Annotated in this window: 25 protein-coding genes; 20 read left to right on the top strand and 5 right to left on the bottom strand. The window is 73.4% G+C overall.

The features are described 5' to 3' along the window. Positions 1 to 204 precede the first annotated feature (204 nt). The 4 genes from ACZ38L_RS16385 to ACZ38L_RS16370 all read right to left on the bottom strand — a co-directional run bounded on the left by ACZ38L_RS16385 (position 205) and on the right by ACZ38L_RS16370 (position 3832). Positions 205 to 1095: a hypothetical protein gene (locus ACZ38L_RS16385; protein WP_465693490.1), complete on the bottom strand. Its 891-nt coding sequence runs from the start codon at positions 1093 to 1095 to the stop codon at positions 205 to 207. 293 nt (positions 1096 to 1388) lie between these two features. After that, positions 1389 to 2270: an N-acetylmuramoyl-L-alanine amidase gene (locus tag ACZ38L_RS16380; RefSeq protein WP_465693486.1), complete on the bottom strand. Its 882-nt coding sequence runs from the start codon at positions 2268 to 2270 to the stop codon at positions 1389 to 1391. A gap of 654 nt (positions 2271 to 2924) precedes the next feature. Beyond that, entirely contained in the window at positions 2925 to 3140 is a 216-nt protein-coding gene (locus tag ACZ38L_RS16375; RefSeq protein WP_465693483.1) for a DUF397 domain-containing protein, read from the bottom strand. After that, entirely contained in the window at positions 3137 to 3832 is a 696-nt protein-coding gene (locus ACZ38L_RS16370; RefSeq protein WP_465693481.1) for a DUF5753 domain-containing protein, read from the bottom strand. The genes ACZ38L_RS16375 and ACZ38L_RS16370 overlap by 4 nt, the downstream gene beginning before the upstream one ends. Positions 3833 to 4532: 700 nt before the next feature. On the opposite strand from ACZ38L_RS16370, the gene ACZ38L_RS16365 reads away from it, so the two are divergent. Further along, complete coding sequence (locus ACZ38L_RS16365; RefSeq protein ID WP_465693479.1) at positions 4533 to 5036, top strand: NUDIX domain-containing protein; 504 nt, start codon at positions 4533 to 4535, stop codon at positions 5034 to 5036. 80 nt (positions 5037 to 5116) lie between these two features. Further along, positions 5117 to 5245 (top strand): hypothetical protein, encoded by a 129-nt coding sequence (locus tag ACZ38L_RS16360; protein WP_465693477.1) that lies wholly within the window; start codon positions 5117 to 5119, stop codon positions 5243 to 5245. 10 nt (positions 5246 to 5255) lie between these two features. Here the strand turns inward: ACZ38L_RS16360 and ACZ38L_RS16355 are convergent, their stop codons facing one another. Then, on the bottom strand, positions 5256 to 6146 hold the full coding sequence (locus tag ACZ38L_RS16355; RefSeq protein WP_465693475.1) for a polysaccharide deacetylase family protein: 891 nt from the start codon (positions 6144 to 6146) through the stop codon (positions 5256 to 5258). Between the two features lie 262 nt (positions 6147 to 6408). On the opposite strand from ACZ38L_RS16355, the gene ACZ38L_RS16350 reads away from it, so the two are divergent. The 18 genes from ACZ38L_RS16350 to iolD all read left to right on the top strand — a co-directional run bounded on the left by ACZ38L_RS16350 (position 6409) and on the right by iolD (position 23770). Beyond that, the gene (locus ACZ38L_RS16350; protein WP_465693472.1) at positions 6409 to 7035 is read left to right on the top strand and encodes a TetR/AcrR family transcriptional regulator; all 627 of its coding nucleotides are present in this window, start codon (positions 6409 to 6411) and stop codon (positions 7033 to 7035) included. Positions 7036 to 7117: 82 nt separating this feature from the next. Then, the gene (locus tag ACZ38L_RS16345) at positions 7118 to 8332 is read left to right on the top strand and encodes a cytochrome P450 (RefSeq protein ID WP_465693469.1); all 1215 of its coding nucleotides are present in this window, start codon (positions 7118 to 7120) and stop codon (positions 8330 to 8332) included. An 11-nt stretch (positions 8333 to 8343) separates the two neighbouring features. After that, complete coding sequence (locus tag ACZ38L_RS16340; RefSeq protein WP_465693626.1) at positions 8344 to 8568, top strand: ferredoxin; 225 nt, start codon at positions 8344 to 8346, stop codon at positions 8566 to 8568. 92 nt (positions 8569 to 8660) lie between these two features. Beyond that, a complete protein-coding gene (locus ACZ38L_RS16335; RefSeq protein WP_465693467.1) occupies positions 8661 to 9362 on the top strand; it encodes a spermidine synthase family protein in 702 nt (233 codons plus the stop codon). A 110-nt stretch (positions 9363 to 9472) separates the two neighbouring features. Further along, a complete protein-coding gene (locus ACZ38L_RS16330; protein WP_465693464.1) occupies positions 9473 to 10090 on the top strand; it encodes a hypothetical protein in 618 nt (205 codons plus the stop codon). Between the two features lie 164 nt (positions 10091 to 10254). Further along, positions 10255 to 12003, top strand: a complete 1749-nt coding sequence (locus tag ACZ38L_RS16325; RefSeq protein ID WP_465693460.1) for a TIGR03767 family metallophosphoesterase — start codon at positions 10255 to 10257, stop codon at positions 12001 to 12003. Positions 12004 to 12373: 370 nt separating this feature from the next. Continuing rightward, positions 12374 to 12586, top strand: a complete 213-nt coding sequence (locus tag ACZ38L_RS16320; protein WP_465693459.1) for a hypothetical protein — start codon at positions 12374 to 12376, stop codon at positions 12584 to 12586. A gap of 98 nt (positions 12587 to 12684) precedes the next feature. Continuing rightward, positions 12685 to 13089 carry a hypothetical protein gene (locus ACZ38L_RS16315; protein ID WP_465693457.1) on the top strand — a complete coding sequence of 135 codons (405 nt, stop codon included), beginning with the start codon at positions 12685 to 12687 and terminating at the stop codon, positions 13087 to 13089. A 115-nt stretch (positions 13090 to 13204) separates the two neighbouring features. Further along, positions 13205 to 13948 carry a GntR family transcriptional regulator gene (locus tag ACZ38L_RS16310; protein ID WP_465693455.1) on the top strand — a complete coding sequence of 248 codons (744 nt, stop codon included), beginning with the start codon at positions 13205 to 13207 and terminating at the stop codon, positions 13946 to 13948. Positions 13949 to 14171: 223 nt separating this feature from the next. Beyond that, positions 14172 to 15209 carry a substrate-binding domain-containing protein gene (locus ACZ38L_RS16305; protein WP_465693452.1) on the top strand — a complete coding sequence of 346 codons (1038 nt, stop codon included), beginning with the start codon at positions 14172 to 14174 and terminating at the stop codon, positions 15207 to 15209. Beyond that, entirely contained in the window at positions 15206 to 16246 is a 1041-nt protein-coding gene (locus ACZ38L_RS16300) for an ABC transporter permease (protein WP_465693449.1), read from the top strand. Before ACZ38L_RS16305 ends, ACZ38L_RS16300 begins: the two co-directional genes overlap by 4 nt. After that, the gene (locus ACZ38L_RS16295; protein WP_465693447.1) at positions 16243 to 17067 is read left to right on the top strand and encodes an ATP-binding cassette domain-containing protein; all 825 of its coding nucleotides are present in this window, start codon (positions 16243 to 16245) and stop codon (positions 17065 to 17067) included. Before ACZ38L_RS16300 ends, ACZ38L_RS16295 begins: the two co-directional genes overlap by 4 nt. Positions 17068 to 17103: 36 nt before the next feature. After that, on the top strand, positions 17104 to 18159 hold the full coding sequence (locus tag ACZ38L_RS16290) for a Gfo/Idh/MocA family protein (protein ID WP_465693443.1): 1056 nt from the start codon (positions 17104 to 17106) through the stop codon (positions 18157 to 18159). After that, on the top strand, positions 18156 to 19037 hold the full coding sequence (locus tag ACZ38L_RS16285) for a TIM barrel protein (RefSeq protein WP_465693440.1): 882 nt from the start codon (positions 18156 to 18158) through the stop codon (positions 19035 to 19037). Before ACZ38L_RS16290 ends, ACZ38L_RS16285 begins: the two co-directional genes overlap by 4 nt. Continuing rightward, complete coding sequence (iolC, locus tag ACZ38L_RS16280) at positions 19034 to 20065, top strand: 5-dehydro-2-deoxygluconokinase (RefSeq protein WP_465693437.1); 1032 nt, start codon at positions 19034 to 19036, stop codon at positions 20063 to 20065. The genes ACZ38L_RS16285 and iolC overlap by 4 nt, the downstream gene beginning before the upstream one ends. Further along, positions 20062 to 20955: a Cgl0159 family (beta/alpha)8-fold protein gene (locus tag ACZ38L_RS16275; protein ID WP_465693435.1), complete on the top strand. Its 894-nt coding sequence runs from the start codon at positions 20062 to 20064 to the stop codon at positions 20953 to 20955. Before iolC ends, ACZ38L_RS16275 begins: the two co-directional genes overlap by 4 nt. A gap of 17 nt (positions 20956 to 20972) precedes the next feature. Further along, the gene (iolB, locus tag ACZ38L_RS16270) at positions 20973 to 21893 is read left to right on the top strand and encodes a 5-deoxy-glucuronate isomerase (RefSeq protein WP_465693433.1); all 921 of its coding nucleotides are present in this window, start codon (positions 20973 to 20975) and stop codon (positions 21891 to 21893) included. Next, entirely contained in the window at positions 21890 to 23770 is a 1881-nt protein-coding gene (gene iolD, locus ACZ38L_RS16265; protein WP_465693431.1) for a 3D-(3,5/4)-trihydroxycyclohexane-1,2-dione acylhydrolase (decyclizing), read from the top strand. The genes iolB and iolD overlap by 4 nt, the downstream gene beginning before the upstream one ends. Positions 23771 to 23838: the final 68 nt, after the last annotated feature.

The following is a 23838-nucleotide window of genomic DNA, read 5'->3' as shown; positions in this document are numbered from 1 at the left end:
AGGCCAAGTGAATCAGGCGTTCGACGGCGGGGCGGACCGAAGGATCGAGGCGGCTGAAACTGATGCCTGTCGACCGCCTCCCCATCTCGCTCGTCCGTCCCGTCCGTCGTGCCGTCCGTCGTGCCGTCCGTCGTGCCGTCCGTCGTGCCGTCAGGATGCCGGGTGCGCCGCGGAGGGAGCGGGGCCGGGAAAGGGCGGCGGCGCTCAGGCGTTCTGCCAGGTGCCGCTGGCCCACAGGGCACCACCGGTGCTGGGGCCGCCGTCGTGACGGTAGATCACGAGGTTTCCGTCGTCCTGGAGCAGGGCGTACGCACCGGGGTTGTTCCAGGTGCCGGTGGCGGCGAGCGGCTGGCCCCAGCTGGTGCCGTGCGGCGCCGGGTAGACCACCAGGTTGCCGTCCTCCTGCATCACCAGCACGGCGCCCGGGTGCCCCGCGGTTCCGCTGCGCCAGATCGGCGCGTTGTCGCGCTTGCGGTAGAGCACGACGTCCCCGTCCGGCTGGACGATCAGCCAGACCGAGGCGGACTGCGCCCAACTGCCGGAGGTCAGCAGCCCCGGCGAGTGGGGGGCGCTCGGGCAGAACGCGGACGGGGACTGGAAGGTGCCCGTGCTCCAGCCGGCCTGGTACGTCATGACGCCGAACGAACCGCCCGGGAAGAGGTTGGCCGAGGCGCCGGTCTGTCCCCAGGTTCCGGTGCTCCACAGCGCGCCGCCGTCGGACGGTCCGCCACCCTCACGGTAGATCACGAAGTTGCCGTCCCACTGCATCACCGCGTAGGCCCGTGGATTGCCCCAGGTGCCGCTGTTCCAGATCACGTGGTTGGGGCCACCGGTCGAGTTCACCAGGGAGAGCACCAGGTTGCCGTCCGGCTGCATCACCAGCGTGGACGCGTTGTCCTTCGCGGTGAGGCTCTGCCCCGGGGCGAGCACGTGGCCCCGGTCCAACGTCGCGGTACCCGGGTACGGGTCGTGCGACAGCTGGCAGTTGGGATTCGGTGCGGCCGACTCCGCGGCCTGTGCGGCCGACGGAACCCCCAGCAGACCGGTCGCGGTCAGCAGTACGACCGCGACATCGCGGATCACACGTCGCCGCATGATCGCCCCCCTTTGTGCGTATTCGTGCGATAAGTGTTCGCCGGCGAACTTATCACGGGTGTTCGAGTGGCTCGTTCGGCGGCCGGCGCCGGACGCGCCGCACCGGGACCGCCCACGCCCCATGGCCCCGACCGCTCTTGGGGTCCTGCCGCGCTGTCGGCCGACGGCCGAGCAGCGGCGGGAATCCTTCGCCCCCGTCGGGATGCGACCGGCAGGCGGGTCCCGCCGCCGCGGGTGGGATCGCGCTCACGGCACCGCGCCGTCGTCCAACCACCGGGGCGGCACCGGGAGGATCAGTGCCCCTGGGTGTCGGGGGACTTGACCGAGCCCGGCGCGATGGCGCGGAAGGCGTCGATCGGCAGGACGGGTCGGGCCGGCGGTGCGGCGCGCAGCAGGCTGGCGGCGCGGTCGATGATCTGCGGCAGCACGGCGTAGAGCGCGTCGCCCGGGCACTGGGTGAAGCACGCGTCGCGGTGCCCGGAGACGGCGTTGAACAGATGGCTGGTGCCGCTGGGGTAGCGGCTCTCGTTGCTGGTGGACGTCAACTCGGAGCGGCCGTGCGGGTCGACGCCGTAGGAGCCCAGTTTCCAGGCGGCCAGCTGGGCTATCGCCTCCACCACCGGCGCGGGCACCTGGACGCCGGGCTTGTAGGTGCCGATCACCGCGACGCCGACCGTCTCGTGGTTGAAGCCCTGCGCCTGCGCGCCGACCACCGCCTGGTCGACGCCGCCCAGGCGCCCCTCGTAGATCGTGCCGTAGCGGTCGACCAGGAACTGGTAGCCGATGTCGTCCCAGCCCCGGCTCTCCCGGTGGTCGGTGTAGATCGAGCGGATGATCTCGGGCACGTCCTGCGGGCGGTAGGAGTCGCCACTGGCGGTGTGATGGACGAAGATCGCCCGTACCACGTGGTCGTACTGCGCCTGGGACGGGCGCGGCAGCTGGTCGTTCTGCCACAGCGTGCGCGGCACGATGGGGGGCGGGGGCGGCTTCCACGGCGCGGGCAGCGGGTCCGCGCCGAACGCCGCGGGGGCGGGGCCGGCGGACGCGGACGAGGCCGGTCCGGCGGGTGACGCGCTCACCCGCCGCGGGCGCCCCGCCGCAGCCAGGGCGCCCGCCGCGCCCACCGCGGCCCCCTGCGCCACGCGACGCAGGATCCGGCGCCGGTCGATCTCCATGCCGCGAGATTATGAGCATCGGCAGCGGCCCGCACGTCGTCCTGCCCCCTCGTCCCCCCTGGGGAGCGGGAACCGGAACGGGCGTTCGCGATGCGAAGGGCGCGGGGACGGCTTTCACCGCACTCGAACCACCCTTGCCGGACTGAGGAGGAACGTTTTCGCGGACAGGCCCATCAGGCGGATATCCGTCCCGTGCTCGGCGCCGGTCCTGGCGCCGCTGGTACGGGTCGACCGGATGGGGGGCGTCACGGCCGCCTCGTACGCCGACGGCGCGTACGAGGAGCGCGAGCTGTCCGATCGGTACGCCTACCCGCGCGGGGACACCGTCGTCGGCGGACAGCGCATCACCCGTTCGGACTACGTCGATGGTTACCCCTTCATGTACCGGACCGGTTCCACCAACGGCCCGCCGTACGCCCCGGTCACCGGCTGCGCCTGCCCGACCCGCCGGCCGTGCTGGGCGGCCACGGGGGCGCGGCGGTGGCCCTCGACCCGGCGGCCGGCGCGATCCCGGCGCCGGTCGGCACCGTCTCGCGTTGACGGCCCGCGGCGTCCTCGCGCAACAGACACGCCAGCGGATCGAGTTGGCACAGCACGTCAGCCCCCGTGCCAGGAAGGGCAGCGGCCGGGGGCTGTCGGAGGATCACGCGCAGGTCAGGAAGTCGAGGAGAAGGCCCCCGCTCCCACCTCGGCGACGAACGCCCGCCACGCGTCGGCAGCGAAGATCAGTGCGGGCCCCTCGGGGTCCTTCGAGTCTCGGACGGGGACGACACCGGGGATGTTGGCCGCTACCTCGACGCACTGTCCGCCGGACTGGCTGTAGGACGACTTGACCCAGGGAGCGCCCGTCAGGTCAGCAGCGGTGATCATGTGTGCATTTCCTCTCGTACCTTGCGGATCATTGCCAGGGATGCAGCCTGGGGCAGCGCTTCCACCTGGAGCCAATCGTAGTTCCTGTCCCACGCACGGGTGATCACGAGATCGCGTTCCAGCAGCCCGCGTTGCTGGGCCTCCGAGTAAGCGAGAGTGGTGCGGTCCGGCAGCAGGAGCGTCACCCCGAGCATGAACGGAGCCCGCTCGCCCAAGTCATAGGGGGCGACCTGGATGATCACGTTCGGTCGCTCAGACATGTCCTCCAGGTGGACAAGCTGAGGGGCCATCACTGCACTGCCTCCGATGGGCCGACGGAGACAGCTCTCGTCCAACACGGCGTGTACGAGGGGCGGTGGAGTTCGATCCAGTGCCCGTTGGCGAGTGAGCAGGAAGGCCACTCGTTCGTCCGCCCGGGCTTGAGTGATGTCCCCGCGCTTCACGGCTGCCGAGGCCAGCGCCGTCGCGTACCCCTCGGTCTGGAAGAGCCCCGGGATCAGGTTCAACTCGAACATTCTTATCTCGTCGGCTCTGGCCTCGTGGCCGGCGAATTCGGGGAACCCCTCGACCATCGCAGGGTGCTTGAGGTTCCACCACATCAGCTCGAGCGTCCCGCCTGTCTCCAGCTCTGCATCCGCCTTGACCGCGAACTTTCGCGAGGGGGATTTGAGTGCAGTTTCCAGGGCGGACACGTAGCTGTCCGAGCAGCCGACGCGGTCGGCAAGCTGCCCCTGCGTTCAGCCCTTGGCAGTGCGTGATCTGCGAAGTTGCGTCCCAAAGGACGCCAGTGGACTTGATGTCAGATCAAGATCTTTGCGGTTCAAGCGCATTACCCCCAATTCCACTTCCTCGGTTCGGCAAGTTGCACAGCTTCCGATGCCAGGCGAATCTGATCTCGCCTTGTAGCGACCCCGCTACGGAGAGGAGCGACGCCGTGCGGAGACGGGCCGAGACCCCGGCAACGATCTACCATCCCCAAGTTGGCGAATTGGTAAGTGAGTTGGTCAATCCAGAACGGCGGGGCGTCTTCATGGCGGAGGCGTCCGGGCTGATCTACCTTCGCCCGGAAGGGGGAGGTGTCGAGTGGACAACGAAACCTCACCTCATTCAACCAGTCGACAGCACACCGAAGTTGATTTCCGCCGTGCGGCCGAGCACCTCCCGGCGTGCCGAGTGCGTCACCCTCCCCGAGGTCCCGTGACGGCCCCGGCCGGCGAAACCGTTCCGCCGCCCCCTCGCCGCCAGTGGCGGCGGGACCACCAGTAGACCCCCGCGCCGATTCCCTGGGGAGGGAACCCCAGTCGGCACGGGCCACCCACCCCGATCGCGGACAACCGCGCGGCAGCCGATCGGGGCGGGTGTTACCGCCGCGCAGAACGAACGGAGCACCAAGTGGTCTGGGATCGCACGCACTTCAGGAACCCGCCCGCCCGCCGGATCACCGCACAGGCCGTGCTCGTCCACCCGAGCGGCGACACGGTCGTCATGCTCGACATGGCACACCGCCCGTGCCCGTGGATTCCCGGTGGCCACGCCGAGCCGAACGAGCCCCCGCATATGACCGCGCGTCGGCTGGTGGTCGCACAGCTCGGCATTGACCTGCCGTTCACCAGGGCCGACCTCGCACTGGTCGACTACTCGCGCGCCAGGCCCGAGAGGGACGAGCGCGAGGGGTACGACTTCGTCTTCCTGCGCCGCCTCACCCGGGTACAGGCCGCCATGGCGCGACCCCTCCAAGCCGCCGGGCCCGACCTGCGCGGCTTCGACTGGGTGAGGCCCGCAGACCTCCCCGACGTCTGTGAGGGGCACCACGTGCGACAAGTCGCCGAAGCGGTCCGCTGGTTCGACACCAGGTCGTCCGCCGCTCTCATGATGTCGGGAGTGCTCGCCGAGTGACGGCGAACTGCCCGCCGCACGACTGTCCGCCGCACGGCTGAGGACTCCGGGGCGGCCAGGTCCGCGGGAGGTGCTTCCACGTGCTCGAACCGCGCGATGCCGAGAGGGCGCGCCGAGCGGGCACGGCGGCACGAGTGGCCGAAGCCGCGAAGAAGCGTGCGGCCGAGCGGCTCCGGGCGCTGGAGGAGGCCCGCGGGACCAGCCGGTGAGGCGGGCGGTTCAGCGCAGGACGTCGCCGAGCCGGGTGAAGGTGTGGCCGGCCGCCAGGAGTCGTGGGACGGCGGCGGCGATGCCGGCGGCGGTGTGGCCGGCGGGCTGGTTCATGTGGGCGAGCACGATCGCGCCCGGTGGGGCGGCGCCGACCTCGCTGTCGATCTCGGCCGTGGGGTAGGTCGCGCCGGCGTCACCGTTGACGGTGAGGCCCACGGCCCGCTCCCCCAGCTCGGCCACGATGCGGGCGGCCACGTCGTCGTAGTGGGCGGTGCCCGAGCGGAAGAACCGTGGTGGGGTGCCGAGCAGTTCGGTGAGCCGGTCGTGGTTGCCGGCGACCTCGTCGAAGACCTCCCCGGCGTTGCGGGTGCCCGCGATGCCGTAGGCGGAGCGGCCGGAGACCGACAGTGGGCGGTGTCGGGTCCCGTGGTTGCCGATCTCGAACAGCGGCTGCGCGGCGAGCGCGCGGAAGGCCTCGGGATTGGCGTCGATCCAGCGGGAGTTGAGGAACAGCGTGGCGGGGACGGCGCGTTCGCGCAGGAAGTCGATCAGCGCCTGGTCGTAGCCGGCGCCGCCGGGTCCGCCGCACGCGTCGAAGGTCAGCTCGATCTGCCCGTGCCCCGGCGGGAGTTGGTCGAGCACGCCCGGAACGCCGGTGCCCCAGCTGGTCGGTATGGCGTCGGCGTAGCGGGCCACCACGTCCGCGCGGCCCGGCATGGTCGGCGCGGCGGGCGCGGCGGGTGTCGCGGATGCGCTCGGCGCGGCGGACGGGGCGGACGGGCTGGGTGGGCCCGGTGTGCCGGGGGTGGCCCAGTCGGCCCGTGGACCGTTGGACGCGGTGCACCCCGCCAGCACGCCGCCGGCGACGGCGGCCAGGACCTGGCGGCGGTCGACGGGCATCCACTCCTCCAGCACGTCCGTGCGGCCTGGGCCGGCACCGGCCCGGGGTGGGATTCGGGTCATGTTGCCACGCCGCGGCGGGCCCGGACCGGCGACACCCCGGCGGCCCCTGGGCCTGGCGGTCGTGGCCGCCTCGAGGGCCCGGTGGGTACCGTGCATACACCGCGGGCCGACGCGGGTGGCCGCGCGGGCGAGGGAGATGGATCGGGTGGCGAGTGGAGCTGGGGGTCCGGGCGGGCAGAGCGCGGGGAGGCTGCGCAAGGTGCCGCTGAGCAACCCGGGCCGGCGCCGGGAGGTGCTGGACGCGGTGCTCACGCTGCTCGCCGAGGTGGGCTACGAGCGGCTGACCATGGACCTGGTCGCCCAGCGCGCCCGGGCCAGCAAGGCCACCCTGTACCAGCGCTGGCCCTCCAAGGCGCAGCTGGTGGTGGACGCGCTGCAGGAGCACGAGCCGGTGCTGGCCGACCAGGACACGGGCTGTCTGGTCGAGGACGTCCGACGGCTGCTGCGCTCGTGGCTGGCCGGCTGGACGCGGTACGACCGCGGGCTGCTGATCGCCCTACTCGAGGGCAGCCGGACGGACGCCGAGCTCGCCGGTCTGCGCCGCGAGCGGCTGCGGCGTCCGGTGCGGGCGGCCGCCGAGTCGGCCCTGGCCAGGGCGCGCCGGCGGGGGGAGATCCCGGCGGGCGTCGATGGGGAGCTGCTTCTGGAGATGCCGTTCGCGCTCGTGCTGATGCACGTGCTGGTCCAGGAGGAGGAACCCGGTCCCGAGCTGATCGACCGGATCGTGGACGGAGCGCTGGCCCCGCTGCTGGGTCAGTCGGGTGGCGGGCGCGGGGGGCGGGGGGCGGACCCGCCGCCGGATCGGACGCGTACACCTCCCGGATAGAACGATGTCGTACTACCCTGCGATTGGAGGGCCCGGAAGCGAGGGCCCCGAAGAGCACGGCTGGACGAAGGGACCACCTCCCATGACCACCACCCAGCCTGCCGCGGTGACCATGCCGACCCACCGCGGCTGCCCGTTCGACCCGCCGCAGGAGTACGAGCGCCTGCGCGCGCAGGACCCGGTCGCCCGGCTGGCCTTCCCCGACGGGAAGACCGGCTGGCTGCTGACCCGGCACGAGGACGTCCGCGCCCTGCTGGCGGACGACCGGTTCAGCTCCGACCGGCTGCGGGCCTCCTCCCCGGTGCGGCGGATCCCGTTCCGCCCGGAGGACGTGGGGCCCCGCTCCGGCATGCTCCTGTCGCTGGATCCCCCCGAGCACACCCACTACCGGCGGATGCTCACCCGTTACTTCACGGTGCGCCGGATGCGCGCGCTGGCGCCGCGGATCGAGCAGATCACCGCGGAGCACCTGGACGCGATGGAGCGCACCGGGCCGCCGGTGGACCTGGTGAAGACGTTCTCCCTGCCGATCCCCTCCCTGGTCATCTGCGAGCTGCTCGGCGTGCCCTACGCCGACCGCGAGCGGTTCCAGCACTGGACCTCGACCCTGCTGAACCTGGAGGTGCCGGAGGAGACCGCGCTGGTGGCCCGGGACGAGCTGCGCGACTACATGCTCGGCCTGGTGGCCGACAAGCGGAAGCACCCCGACGACGCCCTGCTCAGCACCCTGATCGCCGACGACGGCCCGGAGGGCCGGCTGAACGACCGGGAGGTGGCGGGGATCGGGCGGCTGCTGCTGGTGGCCGGCCACGAGACCACGGCGAACATGCTGGCGCTGGGCACCTTCACCCTGCTGACCCACCCCGAGCAGCTGCGCCGGCTGCTCGAGCACCCGCAGGACATCGACCGGGCCGTCGAGGAGCTGCTGCGCTACCTGACCATCGTGCAGTTCGGCACCGTGCGGGTGGCCCGCGAGGACGTCGAGATCGCCGGGCGCCGGATCCGCGCCGGGGAGACCGTGCTCGCCTCGCTGCCCGCGGCCAACCGGGACCCCGAGCACTTCGAGCGCCCCGGGGAGCTCGATCTCACCCGCGAACCCTCCCAGCACGTCTCCTTCGGGCACGGCATCCACCAGTGCCTGGGCCAGCAGCTGGCCCGGGTGGAGATGTCGATCGCCTTCCCCGCGCTCTTCGAGCGCTTCCCCACGCTGCGCCTGGCCGTGCCGCCCGAGCAGGTCCCGATGCGCGACGACATGGCCATCTACGGCGTCCACGCGCTTCCCCTCACCTGGGGGTGAGCGCGGTGAAGATCCGGATCGAGATCGACCACGACCGCTGTCGCGGCGCCGGGCAGTGCGCCCTCAACGCGCCCGAACTCTTCGACCAGTCCGACGAGGACGGCACCGTCGTGCTGCTCGACGCCCAGCCCCCGCCCGAGCAGCACGGCGCCGCCCGGCTGGCCGCGGCGCTGTGCCCCAACGCGGTGATCAGCATCGTCGAGGAGCCCGGAGAGGAGCCTGGCGAGCAGTCCTGAGCGCGCTGTCATCCGGGCGCCGGGGCGGGCGGTGTGCGACTAGGGTCTGACGGGTCATCACGAGCCAGTCAGACCAGAGGGACCCGCCCGCCATGTCCGCACCGCCCGCCCGCGACCAGGAACCCCGCGACCAGGAAGAGAGCGCCGTCACGCTGGAGCGACGCGAGGGACCGTACGGGGAGGTGGTGCTGCGCCGGCGCGGCGAACACTTCGAGATCATCGCCAACGGCTGCTTCCTGATGGACACCGCCGACGGCCGCTCCGAGCGGCTGCTGGTCCAGGCCGCGCTCGACGAACTCGGCACGCCCCGCCCCTCGGTGCTGATCGGCGGCCTGGGGGTGGGCTTCTCGCTGGCGTACGCGGCCGCCGAGCCGCGCTGGGGGCGCATCGCCGTGGTGGAACGCGAGGACGCCATCATCGACTGGCACCGTGGCGGCCCGCTGGCCGCCTTCTCCGCCGGCGCCCTCGACGATCCGCGGGTCACCGTCCTGCACACCGACCTGCTGGCCTGTCTGGAGGCCGACGGGGAGGGCTATGACGCGCTCTGCCTCGACATCGACAACGGCCCCGACTGGACGGTCACCGACGCGAACTCGGCCCTCTACGGCCCGGCCGGGCTGGCCGCCGCCCAGCGCCGGCTCAAGGCGGGCGGGGTCCTGGCCATCTGGAGTGCCCGGCCCTCGGCCGCCTTCGAGCAGGCGCTGCGGGCCGCCGGCTACGCCGACGTGCGCACCCTCGAGGTCGCGGTGGCCACCGGCGCGCCGGACGTGGTGCACCTGGCCCGCCGCCCCTGACGGTACGGACCCGAACGGGTCAGCACGAGTGGCCGCCGCTCACCGGGCCGGGTGAAGGTGGTGCCCGAAGCCGGGCCGGCCGGGCCCGACCGCGACCTCAGGCGGATGGCGTGCGACGAATCAGCGAGTGGGTGCCGGGCGGGCGCCCGGACGGCGTGGCGGTGATCGCGGTGGCCTGTGCCGCCGGGATGCTGGCACTGACCGCCTGCGGCTCCTCCCACACGACGGCGAAGCCCGCCGCCAGCGGCGGCAGCTTCTCGCCGAACCCCAGCAGCTTCTCCGGCTCGCCCCCGGCTCCCGTCGCCTCCCTCGCCTCCGCGGCCAAGGCGTCCACCTCGGCCGCGGCGGCCTCGGCCTCGGCGGCGGCGGCCTCCTTCGAGGCGTCCGTGTCGGCCCAGGCCTCGGCCAACCGCAGCGAGGCCGAGAACGCGCTGGCCTCGGCCAGCGGCAGCGGCAACGCGGTGGGGGACGTGACCCTCACCGGCCTGCCGAAGGACCGCTCCGGCGGCGTCAACGCGGCCGTGGTGACCGTCATGAACCGCACGAACGCCACCGCCTCCTACGCCGTGAAGGTGGAGTTCCTCGACCCCTCGGGCCACGCCGTCGACAGCACCGTGGTCGGCTCCAGGGACGTCGCGCCCGGCGCCAGCGGCTCGGCGATCGCCTACACCCCGAAGGACCCCGACGCGGCCCTGGTGGCCAAGGTGGTCCAGGCCCAGCGCTACTGACCCGCTCCCCCACCCGCGCGCCCCGCAGCGGTGGCGACGATGAACTGTCGCCCGCTGTTGGTGAAGTGTTTGCCCGCAGGGCCGGTTCCCTGGCGGCTACCTGCGGGTAACGTGCGCTCTCGGCCGGCAGGGGGCCGGTCGGAGCGTCAGGAGGGGGATCCCAGATGTCCGCGATCAGCCGGCGCCGCTTCATCGGCGGCGCCTCCGCCGTGGCCGCCACGGCCGCGCTGTCCCTGGCCGGCGGAACCTTCGCCTCGGCGACCGAGCGGGATCGCGCCCTGGCGGCGGGCGCGGCCCGTGCCGTGCGGATCGGTGGGACGACCCTGGAGCAGGTGGCCACCCCCACCGGCGCCACCGGCTACCGGCGGCTGCTGGCCGGACCGGGCTGGCCGCTGGTGGTCCGCCCCGACCTCGCCGCCGCGGCGCCCGGGCGCGACGACCGCCGCACCGCGCTGGCCAGCTTCGTCCAGTTCACCGACCTGCACCTGGTCGACAGCGAGTCGCCGACCCGCTTCGAGTACCTGGCCCGCTGGCTCGACGGCGCGTACCGCCCGCAGGAGACGCTCACCGTGCGCGGCGCCTCCTCGCTCATCGAGCGGGTCAACTCGCTGGCCACCGGCCCGTACACCGGGCTGCCGTTCAGCCTGGTGATGGCCACCGGTGACAACACCGACAACCACGAGCAGATCGAACTCGACTGGTACCTCTCGGTGATGAGCGGCGGTCAGCTGACCCCCAACAGTGGCGACCCGAGCCGCTACGAGGGCGTGCAGAACAGCGGCGGCGCCGCCTACTGGAACCCCGAACTGTCCTACCAGGACTCCTACAAGGCGGTGGGCTTCCCCGAGATACCCGGCTTCCTGACCGCCGCCGGACGCCCGTTCAACGCGCCGGGCCTGCGGGTGCCCTGGTACACCACCGTCGGCAACCACGACGACAGCATCGAGGGCACCCTGCCCGACCTCGGCCTGCTGGGCTCCGTCTACACGGGCGATCGCAAGCTGGAGGGCTGCGACGACGCGGACGCGGCGAAGCTGGCCGCCCTGCTGCAACACGACCCGGCCTCCGCCGTGCTGCTGCTGGGCCGACTGCTCTCGGACGCCGACGCGGTGCGCCACGTCACCCCCGACGAGCGCCGCAAGCCCTTCACCGTCAAGGAGTTCGCCAAGGCCCACCTCAACCCGGCCTACACCGGCCCGGGCCCGGTCGGCCACGGGTTCACCGCGGACGCCGCCGCCAGCGGCACCCTCTACTACACCTTCCGGATCGCGGACGGGGTGCTCGGCGTCAGCCTGGACACCACCAACGCGGCCGGCTGGGCGGACGGATCCATCGGAACCGCCCAACTTGGCTGGTTGGAACAGCAGTTGCAGTCCCACAGCGACCACTGGTACGACCCCGACGGGCACCTGGTGCGCGGTGGGGCGGGCAACGACCTGATCGTGCTGTTCAGCCACCACACCAGCACCACCATGGGCAACTTGCTGCCCGACCCGCGTCACCTCTTCGAGAAGCGGCACAACGGCACCGAGCTGGTGACCCTGCTCCAGCGCTACCCCAACGTGGTGGCCTGGGTGAACGGCCACAGCCACCAGAACCGGATCACCGCGCACGGCCACGCCGTCGCCGAGCGCGCGTTCTGGGAGATCAACACCGCCTCGCACATCGACTACCCGCAGCACGCCAGGATCATCGAAATCGTCGACAACGGCGACGGCACCCTCTCGCTGTTCACCACCCTGATCGAGTCCGCCGCCCGCTACGCCACCGACTTCGCCGACACCTCCGACGCCGGCCTGGCCGCGCTCTACCGCGAACTGTCCTTCAACGACCCCTACGCCACCCCGGCCGTCAAGCTCGGCACCGCACTGGACCACAACACCGAGCTGCTGCTGGCCAAGCCCGGCCACTGACAGAGGAGTTGACCGGACCAGGGCGGCCCGCGGCCGGTCCTCGGTGGGGCCGGTCGCCGTCGGCGGCGGCCGGCCCGGGTCCGGGCCGCAGCGGGGCGCTGCCGGCGGCGAGGGCGGCCGAGGTGTCCGCAGGTGGCCGGATGGGTGACAACCGGTCAGCGGAGCGAGCTCGGAGGCGGTGGGACCGGCCAGCCCGGAGAGGCTGTTGTCGCGGGTCACCACGGTGGATCAGCCGGGAGAGTCCGGTAAGCACCGCGCACCGCCCAGCCGCCGGTGCCGCCCGTCCGTACACCGAACGCAATGCATCGATCGAGTGATCCGGGCCGCCTTCGTGTTGATACGGCCGGGTGCGGTTGGAAGAGGAAGAGGCATGCAGACCGACAGCTTGACGAGGTTCCTCAACGCCCTCACTCCGGCCAGCCGGGAGGGCGTGCGGCAACTGCCGAACGAGACGCAGCAGAAGATGGCCGCGGCCTGGGAGAAGTACCTCACCGACGACACCGACCTGCTGTCGCTGGACGAACTCGACCCGCACACCGCCGAGCACCAGGCGGCCGAGCACGTCGTCAAGGAGTTCGGCTGACTTCCCCGAGGCGGTGAACCGGTGGGGAAGGCGCCCCGCCGGGTGCCGGGCGGGCGTAGGACGGTCGGCGGGGGTCCGTCCAGTCGAGAGGGTGCACGTTGAAGACCGCTTCCATGGCGCTGGGTGTGCTGCTGGCCGCGACGGCGCTCTGCGGCGCCGCGCCCGCTCCCGCGCTGCCGTCCAGCCGGACCGTCACACTGAGCGGCGCGGACGAGGGGCGGACGGTGAGCGTGGCGCGCGACGACGTGGTGAGGGTCCAGCTGGCCGGGGTCCGCGACGGCGACGGGAACACCTGGGCGTGGAGCGCGCCGCAGGCCACCGACCCCGGTGTCCTGGAGCGGACCGGCGGCGGGACCTCGCCGGGCGGCGACGCGTTCGGGTCCTTCCGCGCCGTCGGCGCCGGCACGAGTGACCTCACCTCGGGCAGGAGCTGCCGTCCCGCCCCCGGGCGCCTCTGCCCGCGTCTGGTCCTCGCCTGGCGGGCCGCGGTCGTCGTGAGGTGACGGCGGATCGGGTGACCGGCGCTGTCAACACGTCAACCTGACATACGGACCATATGCGCGTTCGGATGCGTGATAATGGCTGGCGCCCTCCCGTTCCTGCTGCCGCGGAGTCTCGATGACGACCCTCGCCGAGCTGATCAGAGTCGACCGGTCGAGCCCGATTCCGCTGTACTTCCAGGTCGCCGAGCGGCTGGAGCAGCTGATCTCCTCCGGGGAGCTGGCGGCCGGGGCGCGGCTGGAGAACGAGGTGGCACTGGCCGGGGAGTTGGGACTGTCCCGGCCGACGATGCGTCAGGCGATCCAGCACCTGGTGGACAAGGGGTTGCTGAGCCGCAAGCGCGGGGTGGGGACGCAGGTGGTGCACGGTCGGGTGCGCCGGCAGGTGGAGCTGACCAGCCTGTACGACGACCTGGTGCGGGCCCGGCGCAGACCGCACACCCAGGTGCTGCGGCTGGCGCGGGTGGCGGCGCCCGAGCAGGTCGCGGCGGCGCTGCAGCTCGCGGTGGGTGTGGAGGTGTGGGCCGTTGAGCGGCTGCGGTTCGCGGACGGGGAGCCGTTGGCGCTGCTGCGCAACCACCTGCCGGTGGGCCTGTGTCCGATGAGCGAGCGGCTGCTGGCCGGTGGCGGGCTGTACGAGCGGCTGCGCGGGGCCGGGGTGCGGTTGGGGGCGGCCGAGCAGTCGATCGGGGCCAAGCGTGCCTCGGCGAGCGAGGCGCGGCTGCTGCGGGAGGGGCGCGGCGCGCCGCTGTTGACGATGCGCCGTACCGCCTTCGACGTCGACGGGCGGCCGGTGGAGCACGGCGAGCACCTGTACCGGTCGTCGCGGTACTCCTTCGAGTTGACGCTGCCGACGCGCTGAACCGCGCTGGCGCTGGCCGGTGTTGGCCGTGGGGTGGTGGTCAATGCCAATTGGTCATTATGTCTTGACATACGGACTTCCTGATACCAGTCTGTGTGGCACCTCGGCGAGCCTCACCGAGCAGCACCGAGGGCAGCCCCAGGCTCCTTGCATGTCGCCTCTCCACCGTCACGGTTCCCCGCGTTCCGTACGCGGGTCGTACCCCGCCCCTGGAGGCAGTGCCATGACCCTCTCGTGGATTCCCGAAGGCCGGCAACCCGGCGCCCGGCGACGGCGGTTACGTCCGCTGGCGGTGGCCTGTGCGGGGGTGGCGGCGCTGCTGCTCGGCTCGGCGTGCAGCGGTCCCGGTGCGCAGGGCGCCGTCGGCGCGCCGGTCGGTTCCGTCGCGCCGGTGGGCGGTGGTGCCCTGCGGGTCGCGGTGATCACCCATGGTGGTGCGGGTGACGCGTTCTGGAGCGTCGTCAAGAACGGTGCGCTGGACGCGGGCCGGCAGCTGGGCGTGCAGGTCGCCTACGACTCCGATCCGGATCCGGCCGCGCAGTCCCGGCTGGTCGACAACGCGGTGGCGCAGCACGTGGGCGGGCTGGTGGTCTCGATGGCCGATCCGGACGCGTTGCGGGCCTCGGTCAGGGCGGCGGTGGCGGCGGGCATCCCGGTGGTGACCGTCAACTCCGGTTCGGCGGACAGCGCGGCGTTCGGGGCGATCGGCCATGTGGGGCAGGAGGAGTCGGTGGCCGGCCGGGGCGCGGGCGCCAGACTCAAGGGGCAGGGCCTGCACAGGATCCTCTGCGTGATCCACGAGGCCGGGAACATCGGCCTCACCCAGCGTTGTGACGGCGCCGGGCAGGGCTTCGGCGGGGACGTGGTGGATCTCCAGGTGAACGGCGACGATCCCACCGACACGCTGGCGCGGATCCGTGGCGCGCTGCAGGCCGATCCGGCGCTGGACGGTGTGCTCGCCCTGAACGCCCAGGTCGCCGCCGAGGCCGTGCAGGCCGTCAAGGCGGTCGGCTCGAAGGCGGAGGTGGCCACCTTCGACGTCAACCCCGACGTGCTGGCGGCGATCCGGGGTGGGAGCATCTCGTTCGCCGTGGACCAGCAGCAGTACGAGCAGGGCTATCTGCCGATCGTGATGCTCAAGCTCTACCGGGGCAACGGCAACACGGTGGGTGGTGGGCTGCCGGTGCTGACCGGGCCGGCGTTCGTCGACCGGTCGAACGTGGACCAGGTCGCCGCGTTCGCCGCGCGGGGGACCCGATGAGCGCCGCCGGCCCGGGGGTGGGCCAGGTCGAGGAGCGCCCCGCGCTGTCGCACCGGTTGCTGTTGCGGCCCGAACTGGGCGCGCTGCTCGGCGCGCTGCTGGTCTTCCTGTTCTTCTCGGCGATCACGGGTGAGTTCCTCAGCCCGCTGGGGGCGGCGACCTGGTTGGACGACTCCGCCACGCTGGGGATCACGGCGGTCGCGGTGGCGCTGCTGATGATCGGTGGGGAGTTCGACCTCTCGGCGGGGGTGATGACCGCCTCGAGCGCGTTGGTGACCTCGCTGCTGTCGGTCCGCGCCGGGTGGAACGTGTGGCCGGCGCTGCTGGTCGCGTTGCTGTTCGCGCTGGCCGTCGGGGGGCTGAACGGGTGGCTGGTGGTGCGCACCGGGCTGCCGAGCTTCATCGTCACGCTGGGCTCGTTCCTGGCGTTGCAGGGGCTCGACCTCGGGGTGACCCGGGCTGTCACCGGGACCGTGCAGGTCAGCGGGATGCGGGCGACCGGCGGCTACCTGTCGGCCGGCTGGGTGTTCGCCTCCACCATGGACGTCGGCCACACCGCCTTCCCGGTCTCGATCGCGTGGTGGATCGGGGTGACCGCGCTCGCCTCGGTGGTCCTGCTGCGGACCCGCTTCGGTAACTGGATCTTCGCGGTGGGCGGTTCGGCGGCCAGTGCGCGGCAGGTCGGCGTGCCGGTGCGGCGCACCAAGGTCCTGCTCTTCATGGGCACCTCGGCGGCGGCCTGGCTGGTGGGCAGCGTCAACCTGCTGCGCTACACCACCGTGCAGGCCGACCAGGGGGTCGGGTTGGAGTTCCAGTACATCGTCGCCGCGGTGATCGGGGGGTCCCTGCTGACCGGCGGTTTCGGGTCCGCGGTCGGCGCGGCGATCGGCGCGCTGATCTTCGGGATGGCGCGGCAGGGGATCGTCTTCGCGCGGTGGGACAGTGACTGGTTCATGCTGTTCCTGGGTCTGATGCTGATCTGCGCGGTCCTGGTCAACAACACCTTCCGTCGCCGAGCCGAGAGGGTCCGCCGTTGAACACCGTCAGCGCCGCGGGCGGCGTGGGCGCGCCGCCGCTGTTGGAGGCCCGGGCGATCGGCAAGAGGTACGGGAGCGTCAGCGCGCTGCACGAGGTCAGCGTGCGGGTGACGGCGGGTGAGGTGACCTGTGTGCTGGGGGACAACGGCGCCGGCAAGTCCACCCTGATCAAGATCCTTTCGGGGGCGCACCAGCACACCAGCGGTGAGCTGCTGCTGGAGGGGGTGCCGGTCCGCTTCGCCTCCCCGCGCCAGGCGCTGGATTGGGGGATCTCCACGGTCTACCAGGACCTGGCGGTGGTGCCGCTGATGAGCGTGTGGCGCAACTTCTTCCTCGGTTCGGAGCCCACCCGCCGCTTCGGTCCGGTGCGGCTGCTGGATCGGCGGCTGGGGCGGGAGGGGGCGCGGGCGGCGCTGGCCGAGCTGGGCATCGAGCTGCGTGACGTGGAGCAGCCGGTCGGCACGTTGTCGGGTGGGCAGCGGCAGTGCGTGGCGATCGCCCGGGCCGTGCACTTCGGGGCCCGGGTGCTGATCCTGGACGAGCCGACGGCGGCGCTGGGGGTCAAGCAGGCCGGAATGGTGCTGCGTCACGTCGCGCGGGCCCGGGACCGGGGGCTGGGGGTGGTGCTGATCACCCACAATCCGCACCACGCCCACCCGGTGGGTGACCGTTTCCTGCTGTTGAAGCGGGGGCGGAGCCTGGGCTGCTACGCGAAGGGCGACATCTCGCTGGCCGAACTCACCCGTCAGATGGCCGGTGGGGTCGAGCTCGACGTGCTGGAGCACGAGTTACGCACCGATGCCGGCCCCGGAAGTCCGTGATCCCGTTTTGCCGAGCCACCCGACGAAAGGCCCGCCATGCGTGTCGGTCTCCTCGGAGCAGGCCGAATCGGCCTCTTCCACGCCTCAACTCTCGCCCAGCATCCCGCGGTTGGTGACCTGCTGATCGCCGACGCGGATCCGGCCCGGGCCCACGCCGCCGCCCAGCGGCTCGGCGGACCGGCCGCGGTGCGTGCGTACGACACGGTGGCGCAGGTGCTGGCCGCCGGTCCGGACGCGGTGGTCATCGCGGCCGCCTCCGACGCGCACGCCGAACTGATCGGCCGGGCGGCGCGGTTGGGCCTGCCCACCTACTGTGAGAAGCCGATCGCCATCGACCTGCCCGGCACCCTGGGTGCCCTGCGCGAGGTCGAGAAGGGCGACACCGTGCTCCAAGTGGGTTTCCAGCGGCGCTTCGACGCCGGCCATGTCGCCGCTCGGCGGGCCTACCGTTCGGGTGAGCTGGGCTTCGTGCACACCATCCGGACCATCACCGCCGATGCCGAGCCCCCGCCACCCGACTACCTGCCCGGCTCCGGTGGCCTGTTCAGGGACTGCCTGGTCCACGACTTCGACGCGGTGCGCTGGGTGACCGGGCGTGAGGTGGTGCGGGTGTACGCGGCCGGGGCCAACCGCGGGGACGCCTCGTTCGCCGCCGCCGGGGACGTGGACACCGCCGCGGTGGTGCTCACCCTGGACGACGACACGCTGGTCAACTGCACCGGCACCCGCTACAACGGCGCCGGCTACGACGTGCGGATGGAGCTCGGCGGCAGCCGGGCGCAGATCACCGTCGGTCTGGACGAGCGCACCCCGCTCAGCTCGGCCGAACCCGGCGCGCGAGTGGGTCCGCGGCGGCCGTGGCCGAACTTCCTCGACCGTTTCCACGACGCCTACCGGGCCGAGCTCGCCGCCTTCCTCGACGTCGCCCGCGGGCGCGCTCCCAGCCCGTGTACCGGGCAGGACGCCCTGGAGGCGCTGCTGGTGGCCGAGGCCTGCGAGCGCTCCCGCGCGCTCGGTGGCCCGGTGTCGGTGGAGAGCGTGCGCGCCGCCGCCCTCGCCACCAGCGGCCGTGGTCGGGAGGCGAGTTGTTGAGCGCGGGCGCGCTGCGGGTCGCGGCCGCGCCGATCTCCTGGGGCGTGTGCGAGGTCCCCGGCTGGGGTCACCAGCTCGCTCCTGCCCGGGTGCTCGCCGAGATGGCGCAGCTCGGGTTCACCGCGACCGAGTTCGGCCCGGACGGTTTCCTGCCCCTGGATCCGGCCGGGCGCGCGGCGACCCTGCGCGCGCACGGCCTGGTGGCGGTCGGCGCCTTCGTGCCGCTCGTGCTGCACGAGGCGGGCCATGACCCGCTGCCCGCCGCGCGTACCGCGCTGGCGGCGCTGGGTGCCTGCGGCGCCCACACGCTGGTGGTCGCCGCCGCCACCGGCCGGGGCGGCTACGACCGGCGGCCCGAGCTGGACGCGCCCGGCTGGCGCACCCTGCTGGCCAACCTCGGCGCGGTCTGCGAGCTGGCCGCCGCGCACGGCGTCACCGCGGCGCTGCACCCGCACCTGGGGACCCTGGTCGAGGGTCCCGCGGAGGTGGGACGGGTGCTGGAGGGCGGCGGTGTCCCGCTCTGCCTGGACACCGGCCACCTGCTGGCCGGCGGCACCGATCCGCTCGAGGTGGCCCGGCGGCATCCCGGGCGGATCGCCCACGTCCACCTCAAGGACGTCGACGCCGGCCTCGCCGCCCTGGTGCGGGCCGGCCGGCTGCGGTACGCGCAGGCGGTGGCGGCGGGGCTGTACCGGCCGCTGGGGCGGGGTGACGTCGACATCGCCGCCCTGGTCCGCGCCCTGCAGGGCCACGGCTACGGCGGCTGGTACGTGCTGGAGCAGGACACCGTTCTGAGCGCGGAGCCCGCTCCGGGCCAGGGGCCGATCGGCGACGTGCGGGCCGGCCTGGACTTCCTGCGCGCCCTGGGGCGGCCGTGAGCGCGCCCCACGACCTGATCGCCCTGGGCCGGGTCGGCGTCGACCTCTACCCCAAGCGGAGCGGGGTGCCGCTCGCCGAGGTCGGCGAGTTCGCCAGGTCGCTGGGCGGCACGGCCACCAACGTCGCGGTCGCCGCCGCCCGGCACGGCCTGCGCACCGCGGTGGTCACCGGCGTGGGCGACGACCCGTTCGCCACGTACGTCCGCTCGGCGCTGCGCGGCTTCGGGGTCGACGACAGCCAGGTGGTCACCGTGCCCGGGCGGCTGACCCCCGTGGTGTTCTGCGAGATCCACCCGCCGGACGACTTCCCGATCCTCTTCTACCGCTCCCCCGTCGCCCCCGACCAGTGCCTGACCGGCCAGGACCTGGACCTGGCGGCGTTCGCCCGGGCTCGGATGATCTGGATCACCGGCGGTGGCCTGGCCGTCGAACCCTCCCGCGCCACCACCCTGCTGGCCGCCGGTCAGCGCGGCCCGGACGCCGACACCGTCCTCGACCTGGACTGGCGGCCCTCGTTCTGGCAACGGCCCGAGGAGGCCACCGGTTGGTACGCCCGCGCGCTGGAGCTGGCCACCATCGCGGTCGGCAACCGTGCCGAGGCCAAGGTCGCGGTCGGCACCGACGACCCGGACCGGGCCGCCGACCTGCTGCTGGAGCGCGGGGTGCGGCTCGCGGTGATCAAACAGGGGCCGCGCGGCGTGCTCGCCCGCAGCCCGGGCGAGGAGGTCGTCATCGAGCCGATCCCGGTCCGGGTGGTCAACGGCCTGGGGGCCGGCGACGCCTTCGGCGGGGCGCTGGCGGCGGGGCTGCTGGCCGGGCGGGCGCTGCGGGAGGTCGTCGAGACCGCCAACGCCGCCGGCGCGTTCGTCGCCGGGCGCCTGGCCTGCGCCGACGACATGCCCGAACCGCACGAGATCAGGGAACTGCTGTGGCGTCACTTCCGCCGCCGCCCCCAGGACCCGCCGCTCACCGTGCCCCCGCGCGGCCGTACCGCCGGCATCCCACGGATCTGGGAGGAGCCCGATTGAGCCTCACCTCCCGGCCACGCCCGGATCTCGACCGGCTCACCGAGCTGCGGGCCACCGACCCCGGCGCCGTGCGCCAGGCGCTGCTGCGCCGCCTGCCCTTCGACCGCGCGGGGTTGGCCCGGCCGCTGTTCGTGCTGGCCGCCGACCACCCCGCCCGCGGGGCGTTGGCGGCGGGCGGGCGGGGTGGTGCGATGGGCGACCGGCACGAACTGCTCGCCCGCTGCGTCGAGGCCCTCGCCCGTCCCGGTGTCGACGGGTTCCTCGGCACCGCCGACCTGGTCGAGGACCTCACCCTGCTCGGCGCCCTGGACGACAAGCTGGTGCTCGGTTCGATGAACCGCGGTGGCCTGCCCGGGGCCGCCTTCGAACTGGACGACCGCTTCACCGGCTACGACGCCGCCGGCATCGCCGCCGCCGGGCTGGACGGCGGCAAGCTGCTGCTGCGGCTGGATCCCTCCGACGCCGGCACGGCCGCCACCTTGGAGGGCGCGGCCCGCGCCGTCGACGCCCTGAGCGAGCGCGGTCTGCTCGCCCTGGTCGAGCCGTTCAGCTCGCGGCGCGAGGGCGGACGGGTCGTCAACCGGCTGAGCGCGGACGAGCAGATGTGGGCCAACAACATCGCCCAGGGCCTGGGCCGGACCACGGCCCACACCTGGCTCAAGGTCCCGGTGGTGGCGGAGATGGAACGCATGATGTCCTCCACCACCCTGCCCGCCCTGCTGCTCGGCGGCGAGGGCGGCGGCGACGTGGAGGCGAGGTACGAGTCGTGGCGGCGGGCGCTGCGGATCCCGCAGATCCGCGGTCTGGTGATCGGCCGCACGCTGCTCTTCCCGCCGGGCGACGACGTCGCCGCGGCCGTCGATGCCGCCGCCTCGCTGCTGGTCCGCTGAAACCTCGAGGAGTCGTCTTGACCGCCGCACCAGACCAGGCCGGGTTGCACCTGCCCGACGGCAGCACGGCCCGTGCGGGCCACCGCTGCTGGATCGACCCCGAGAGCGCGGGCTGGCAGTACACCTCGCTGCGGATCCTGGACCTGCCGCCCGGCGGCGAGCGCACCTTCGCCACCGGGGAGAGCGAGTGGGTCCTGCTGCCGCTGGCCGGCGCCGCCACCCTCGACTGCGACGGCCGGCGGCTCGCCCTGCACGGCCGGCCCGACGTGTTCAGCGCCATCAGCGACTTCGCCTACCTGCCGCGCGATGCCACCGCCACCGTGCGCAGTGCGGCCGGCGGCCGGTTCGCCCTGGCCGGGGCCCGCTGCCAGGCCCGGCTGCCGCTGCGCTACGGCCCCGCGAGCGAGGTGCCGGTGGAGATCCGCGGCGCGGGCCACGCCACCCGTCAGGTCAACAACTTCGCGGGCGCCGGCGTGTTCGAGACCGACCGGCTGATCGCGGTCGAGGTCCTCACCCCGGCCGGGAACTGGTCCTCCTTCCCACCCCACAAGCACGACCGGCAGCGGGCGGGCCGGGAGGTGCGGCTGGAGGAGATCTACTGGTTCACCATCGCGGACGCACCGGACGGCACCCCCGGCTCGGGTTACCACCACGGCTACCCCTCCTCCGCCGCCTCCCGCTCGCGGGTGCTGGCCGAGGTCCGCACCGGGGACGCCGTGCTCGTCCCCGACGGCTACCACGGCCCCTCGATGGCCTCCCCCGGCTACGACATGTACTACCTCAACGCCATGGCCGGCCCGCTGCGCGGCCCCGACCGCGCCTGGCTGGTCCGCGAGGACCCCGCCCACGCCTGGATCCGCGACACCTGGGCCGGGCAACCGCCCGACCCCAGGCTGCCGTTGTGCACCGCCCCGGCCCCCTCGGAGGGATCCCGTTGACCACCGTACGGCTGACCTGCGCCCAGGCCCTGGTGCGGTTCCTGGCCCACCAGTTCACCGAACGCGACGGTGAGCGCCGGCGCCTGATCACCGCCTGCTGGGGCATCTTCGGTCACGGCAACGTCGCCGGCCTCGGCCAGGCGCTCCTGCAGGCCGGCCCGGACGGCCCCGACGGCATGCCCTTCCTGCAGGGCCGCAACGAGCAGGCGATGGTGCACGCCGCCGCCGGCCACGCCCGCCACAGCGGCCGGCTCAGCACGCACGCGGTCACCACCTCGATCGGGCCCGGAGCCACCAACCTGGTCACCGGCGCGGCCCTGGCCACCGTCAACCACCTGCCCGTGCTGCTGCTGCCCGGCGACGTCTTCGCGACCCGTCCCGCCGAGCCCGTGCTGCAACAGCTGGAGGCGCCGTGGGCGGGCGATCTGACGGTGAACGACGCGCTGCGCCCGGTCTGCCGCTACTTCGACCGGATCTGGCGGCCCGAGATGCTCATCGACGCGGCGCTCCGGGCGGTGCGGGTGCTGACCGACCCCGTGGACACCGGCGCCGTGGCCCTCGCCCTGCCGCAGGACGTCCAGGTGGAGGCGTACGACTGGCCCACGGCCTTCTTCGCCGACCGGATCTGGCCGATCCGGCGGCCGGGGCCGGACGAGGGCGAACTGGCGCGCGCCGTGGCCCTGATCCGCGCGGCGCGCCGTCCGCTGCTGGTGGCCGGCGGCGGCGTCCACCACAGCGCCGCCGAGCCGGCGCTGGCCGCGCTCGCCGAGGCCAGCGGCATCCCGGTCGCCGAGACCCAGTCCGGCAAGGGCTCGCTGCCCTGGGACCATCCCGCGCAGCTGGGCGCCATCGGCCACACCGGCACCGGCGCCGCCAACGCCGTGGCCGAGCGCGCCGACCTGGTGATCGGTGTCGGCACCCGCTGGACCGACTTCACCACCGCCTCCGCCACCCTGTTCGCCGATCCCGACGTGCGGTTCGTCAGCCTCAACATCGCCGCCCCCGACGCCCACAAGCTCGCCGGCAGCGCTCTGGTCGCCGACGCCCGCAGCGGCCTCGACCAGCTCACCACGGCACTGGCCGGGCACCGGGTACCGGACGAGCACCGCGCCGCCTACACGCGGGCGGCCCGCCGTTGGCGGCAGGTCGTCGACGAGGCCCTGCGGGCACCGGACGGCGCGGTGCGGCCGACCCAGATCCAGCTGCTCGGCGTGCTGGCCGAGACCCTCACCGACCGGGACGTGCTGGTGAACGCGGCCGGCTCGCTCCCCGGCGACCTGCACCGGCTGTGGCGCGCCCGCGACCGGCGGCAGTACCACGTCGAGTACGGCTACTCCTGCATGGGCTACGAGATCCCCGCCGCGCTCGGCGTGCGCCTGGCCGACCCCGGGCGGGAGGTGTTCGCGCTGGTCGGCGACGGCACCTACCTGATGATGTCGGGTGAACTGGTCACCGCCGTCCAGGAAGGCATCAAGATCATCGTGGTGCTGGTGCAGAACCACGGCTACGCCTCCATCGGCGGTCTGTCCACCGCCGTGGGCGGCGAGGGCTACGGCACCGCCTACCGTTTCCGCGCCCCCGACGGCCGGTACACGGGTGCGCCGCTGCCCGTCGACCTCGGTGCGAACATGGCCAGCCTGGGCCTGGACGTGCTGCGCGCCGACACCGTCGACGAGCTGCGCCACGCCCTGCGCGCCGCCCGCGCGGCGAGGCGCCCCACGGCCGTGCACGTGGAGACCGCCCCGCCGGACCCGGCCGCTCCGGCCCCCACCGCCTGGTGGGACGTCCCGGTCGCCGAGGTCGCCACCCGCGAGGCCGCCCGTCGCGCCCGCGAGCGCTACCAGCAGGCCAAACGCACCCAGCGCCGCCACCTGTGAGGGGGGCGCTCGCGGTGCCGGCGCGTCCCCGTGCCCCGTCCGGGTTCGCCCGGGCGGGGCACGGGGAC

The organism is Kitasatospora sp. NPDC024654, from assembly GCF_055559155.1.
This window is presented reverse-complemented; position numbering and strand designations above follow the sequence as displayed.

Coding starts and splice junctions, on each gene's coding strand:
- ACZ38L_RS16385 (WP_465693490.1), bottom strand. CDS start 1,095: ATGCGGCGACGTGTGATCCGCGATGTCGCGGTCGTACTGCTGACCGCG.
- ACZ38L_RS16380 (WP_465693486.1), bottom strand. CDS start 2,270: ATGGAGATCGACCGGCGCCGGATCCTGCGTCGCGTGGCGCAGGGGGCC.
- ACZ38L_RS16375 (WP_465693483.1), bottom strand. CDS start 3,140: ATGATCACCGCTGCTGACCTGACGGGCGCTCCCTGGGTCAAGTCGTCC.
- ACZ38L_RS16355 (WP_465693475.1), bottom strand. CDS start 6,146: ATGCCCGTCGACCGCCGCCAGGTCCTGGCCGCCGTCGCCGGCGGCGTG.
- ACZ38L_RS16345 (WP_465693469.1), top strand. CDS start 7,118: ATGACCACCACCCAGCCTGCCGCGGTGACCATGCCGACCCACCGCGGC.
- ACZ38L_RS16335 (WP_465693467.1), top strand. CDS start 8,661: ATGTCCGCACCGCCCGCCCGCGACCAGGAACCCCGCGACCAGGAAGAG.
- ACZ38L_RS16325 (WP_465693460.1), top strand. CDS start 10,255: ATGTCCGCGATCAGCCGGCGCCGCTTCATCGGCGGCGCCTCCGCCGTG.
- ACZ38L_RS16320 (WP_465693459.1), top strand. CDS start 12,374: ATGCAGACCGACAGCTTGACGAGGTTCCTCAACGCCCTCACTCCGGCC.
- ACZ38L_RS16310 (WP_465693455.1), top strand. CDS start 13,205: ATGACGACCCTCGCCGAGCTGATCAGAGTCGACCGGTCGAGCCCGATT.
- ACZ38L_RS16305 (WP_465693452.1), top strand. CDS start 14,172: ATGACCCTCTCGTGGATTCCCGAAGGCCGGCAACCCGGCGCCCGGCGA.
- ACZ38L_RS16300 (WP_465693449.1), top strand. CDS start 15,206: ATGAGCGCCGCCGGCCCGGGGGTGGGCCAGGTCGAGGAGCGCCCCGCG.
- ACZ38L_RS16290 (WP_465693443.1), top strand. CDS start 17,104: ATGCGTGTCGGTCTCCTCGGAGCAGGCCGAATCGGCCTCTTCCACGCC.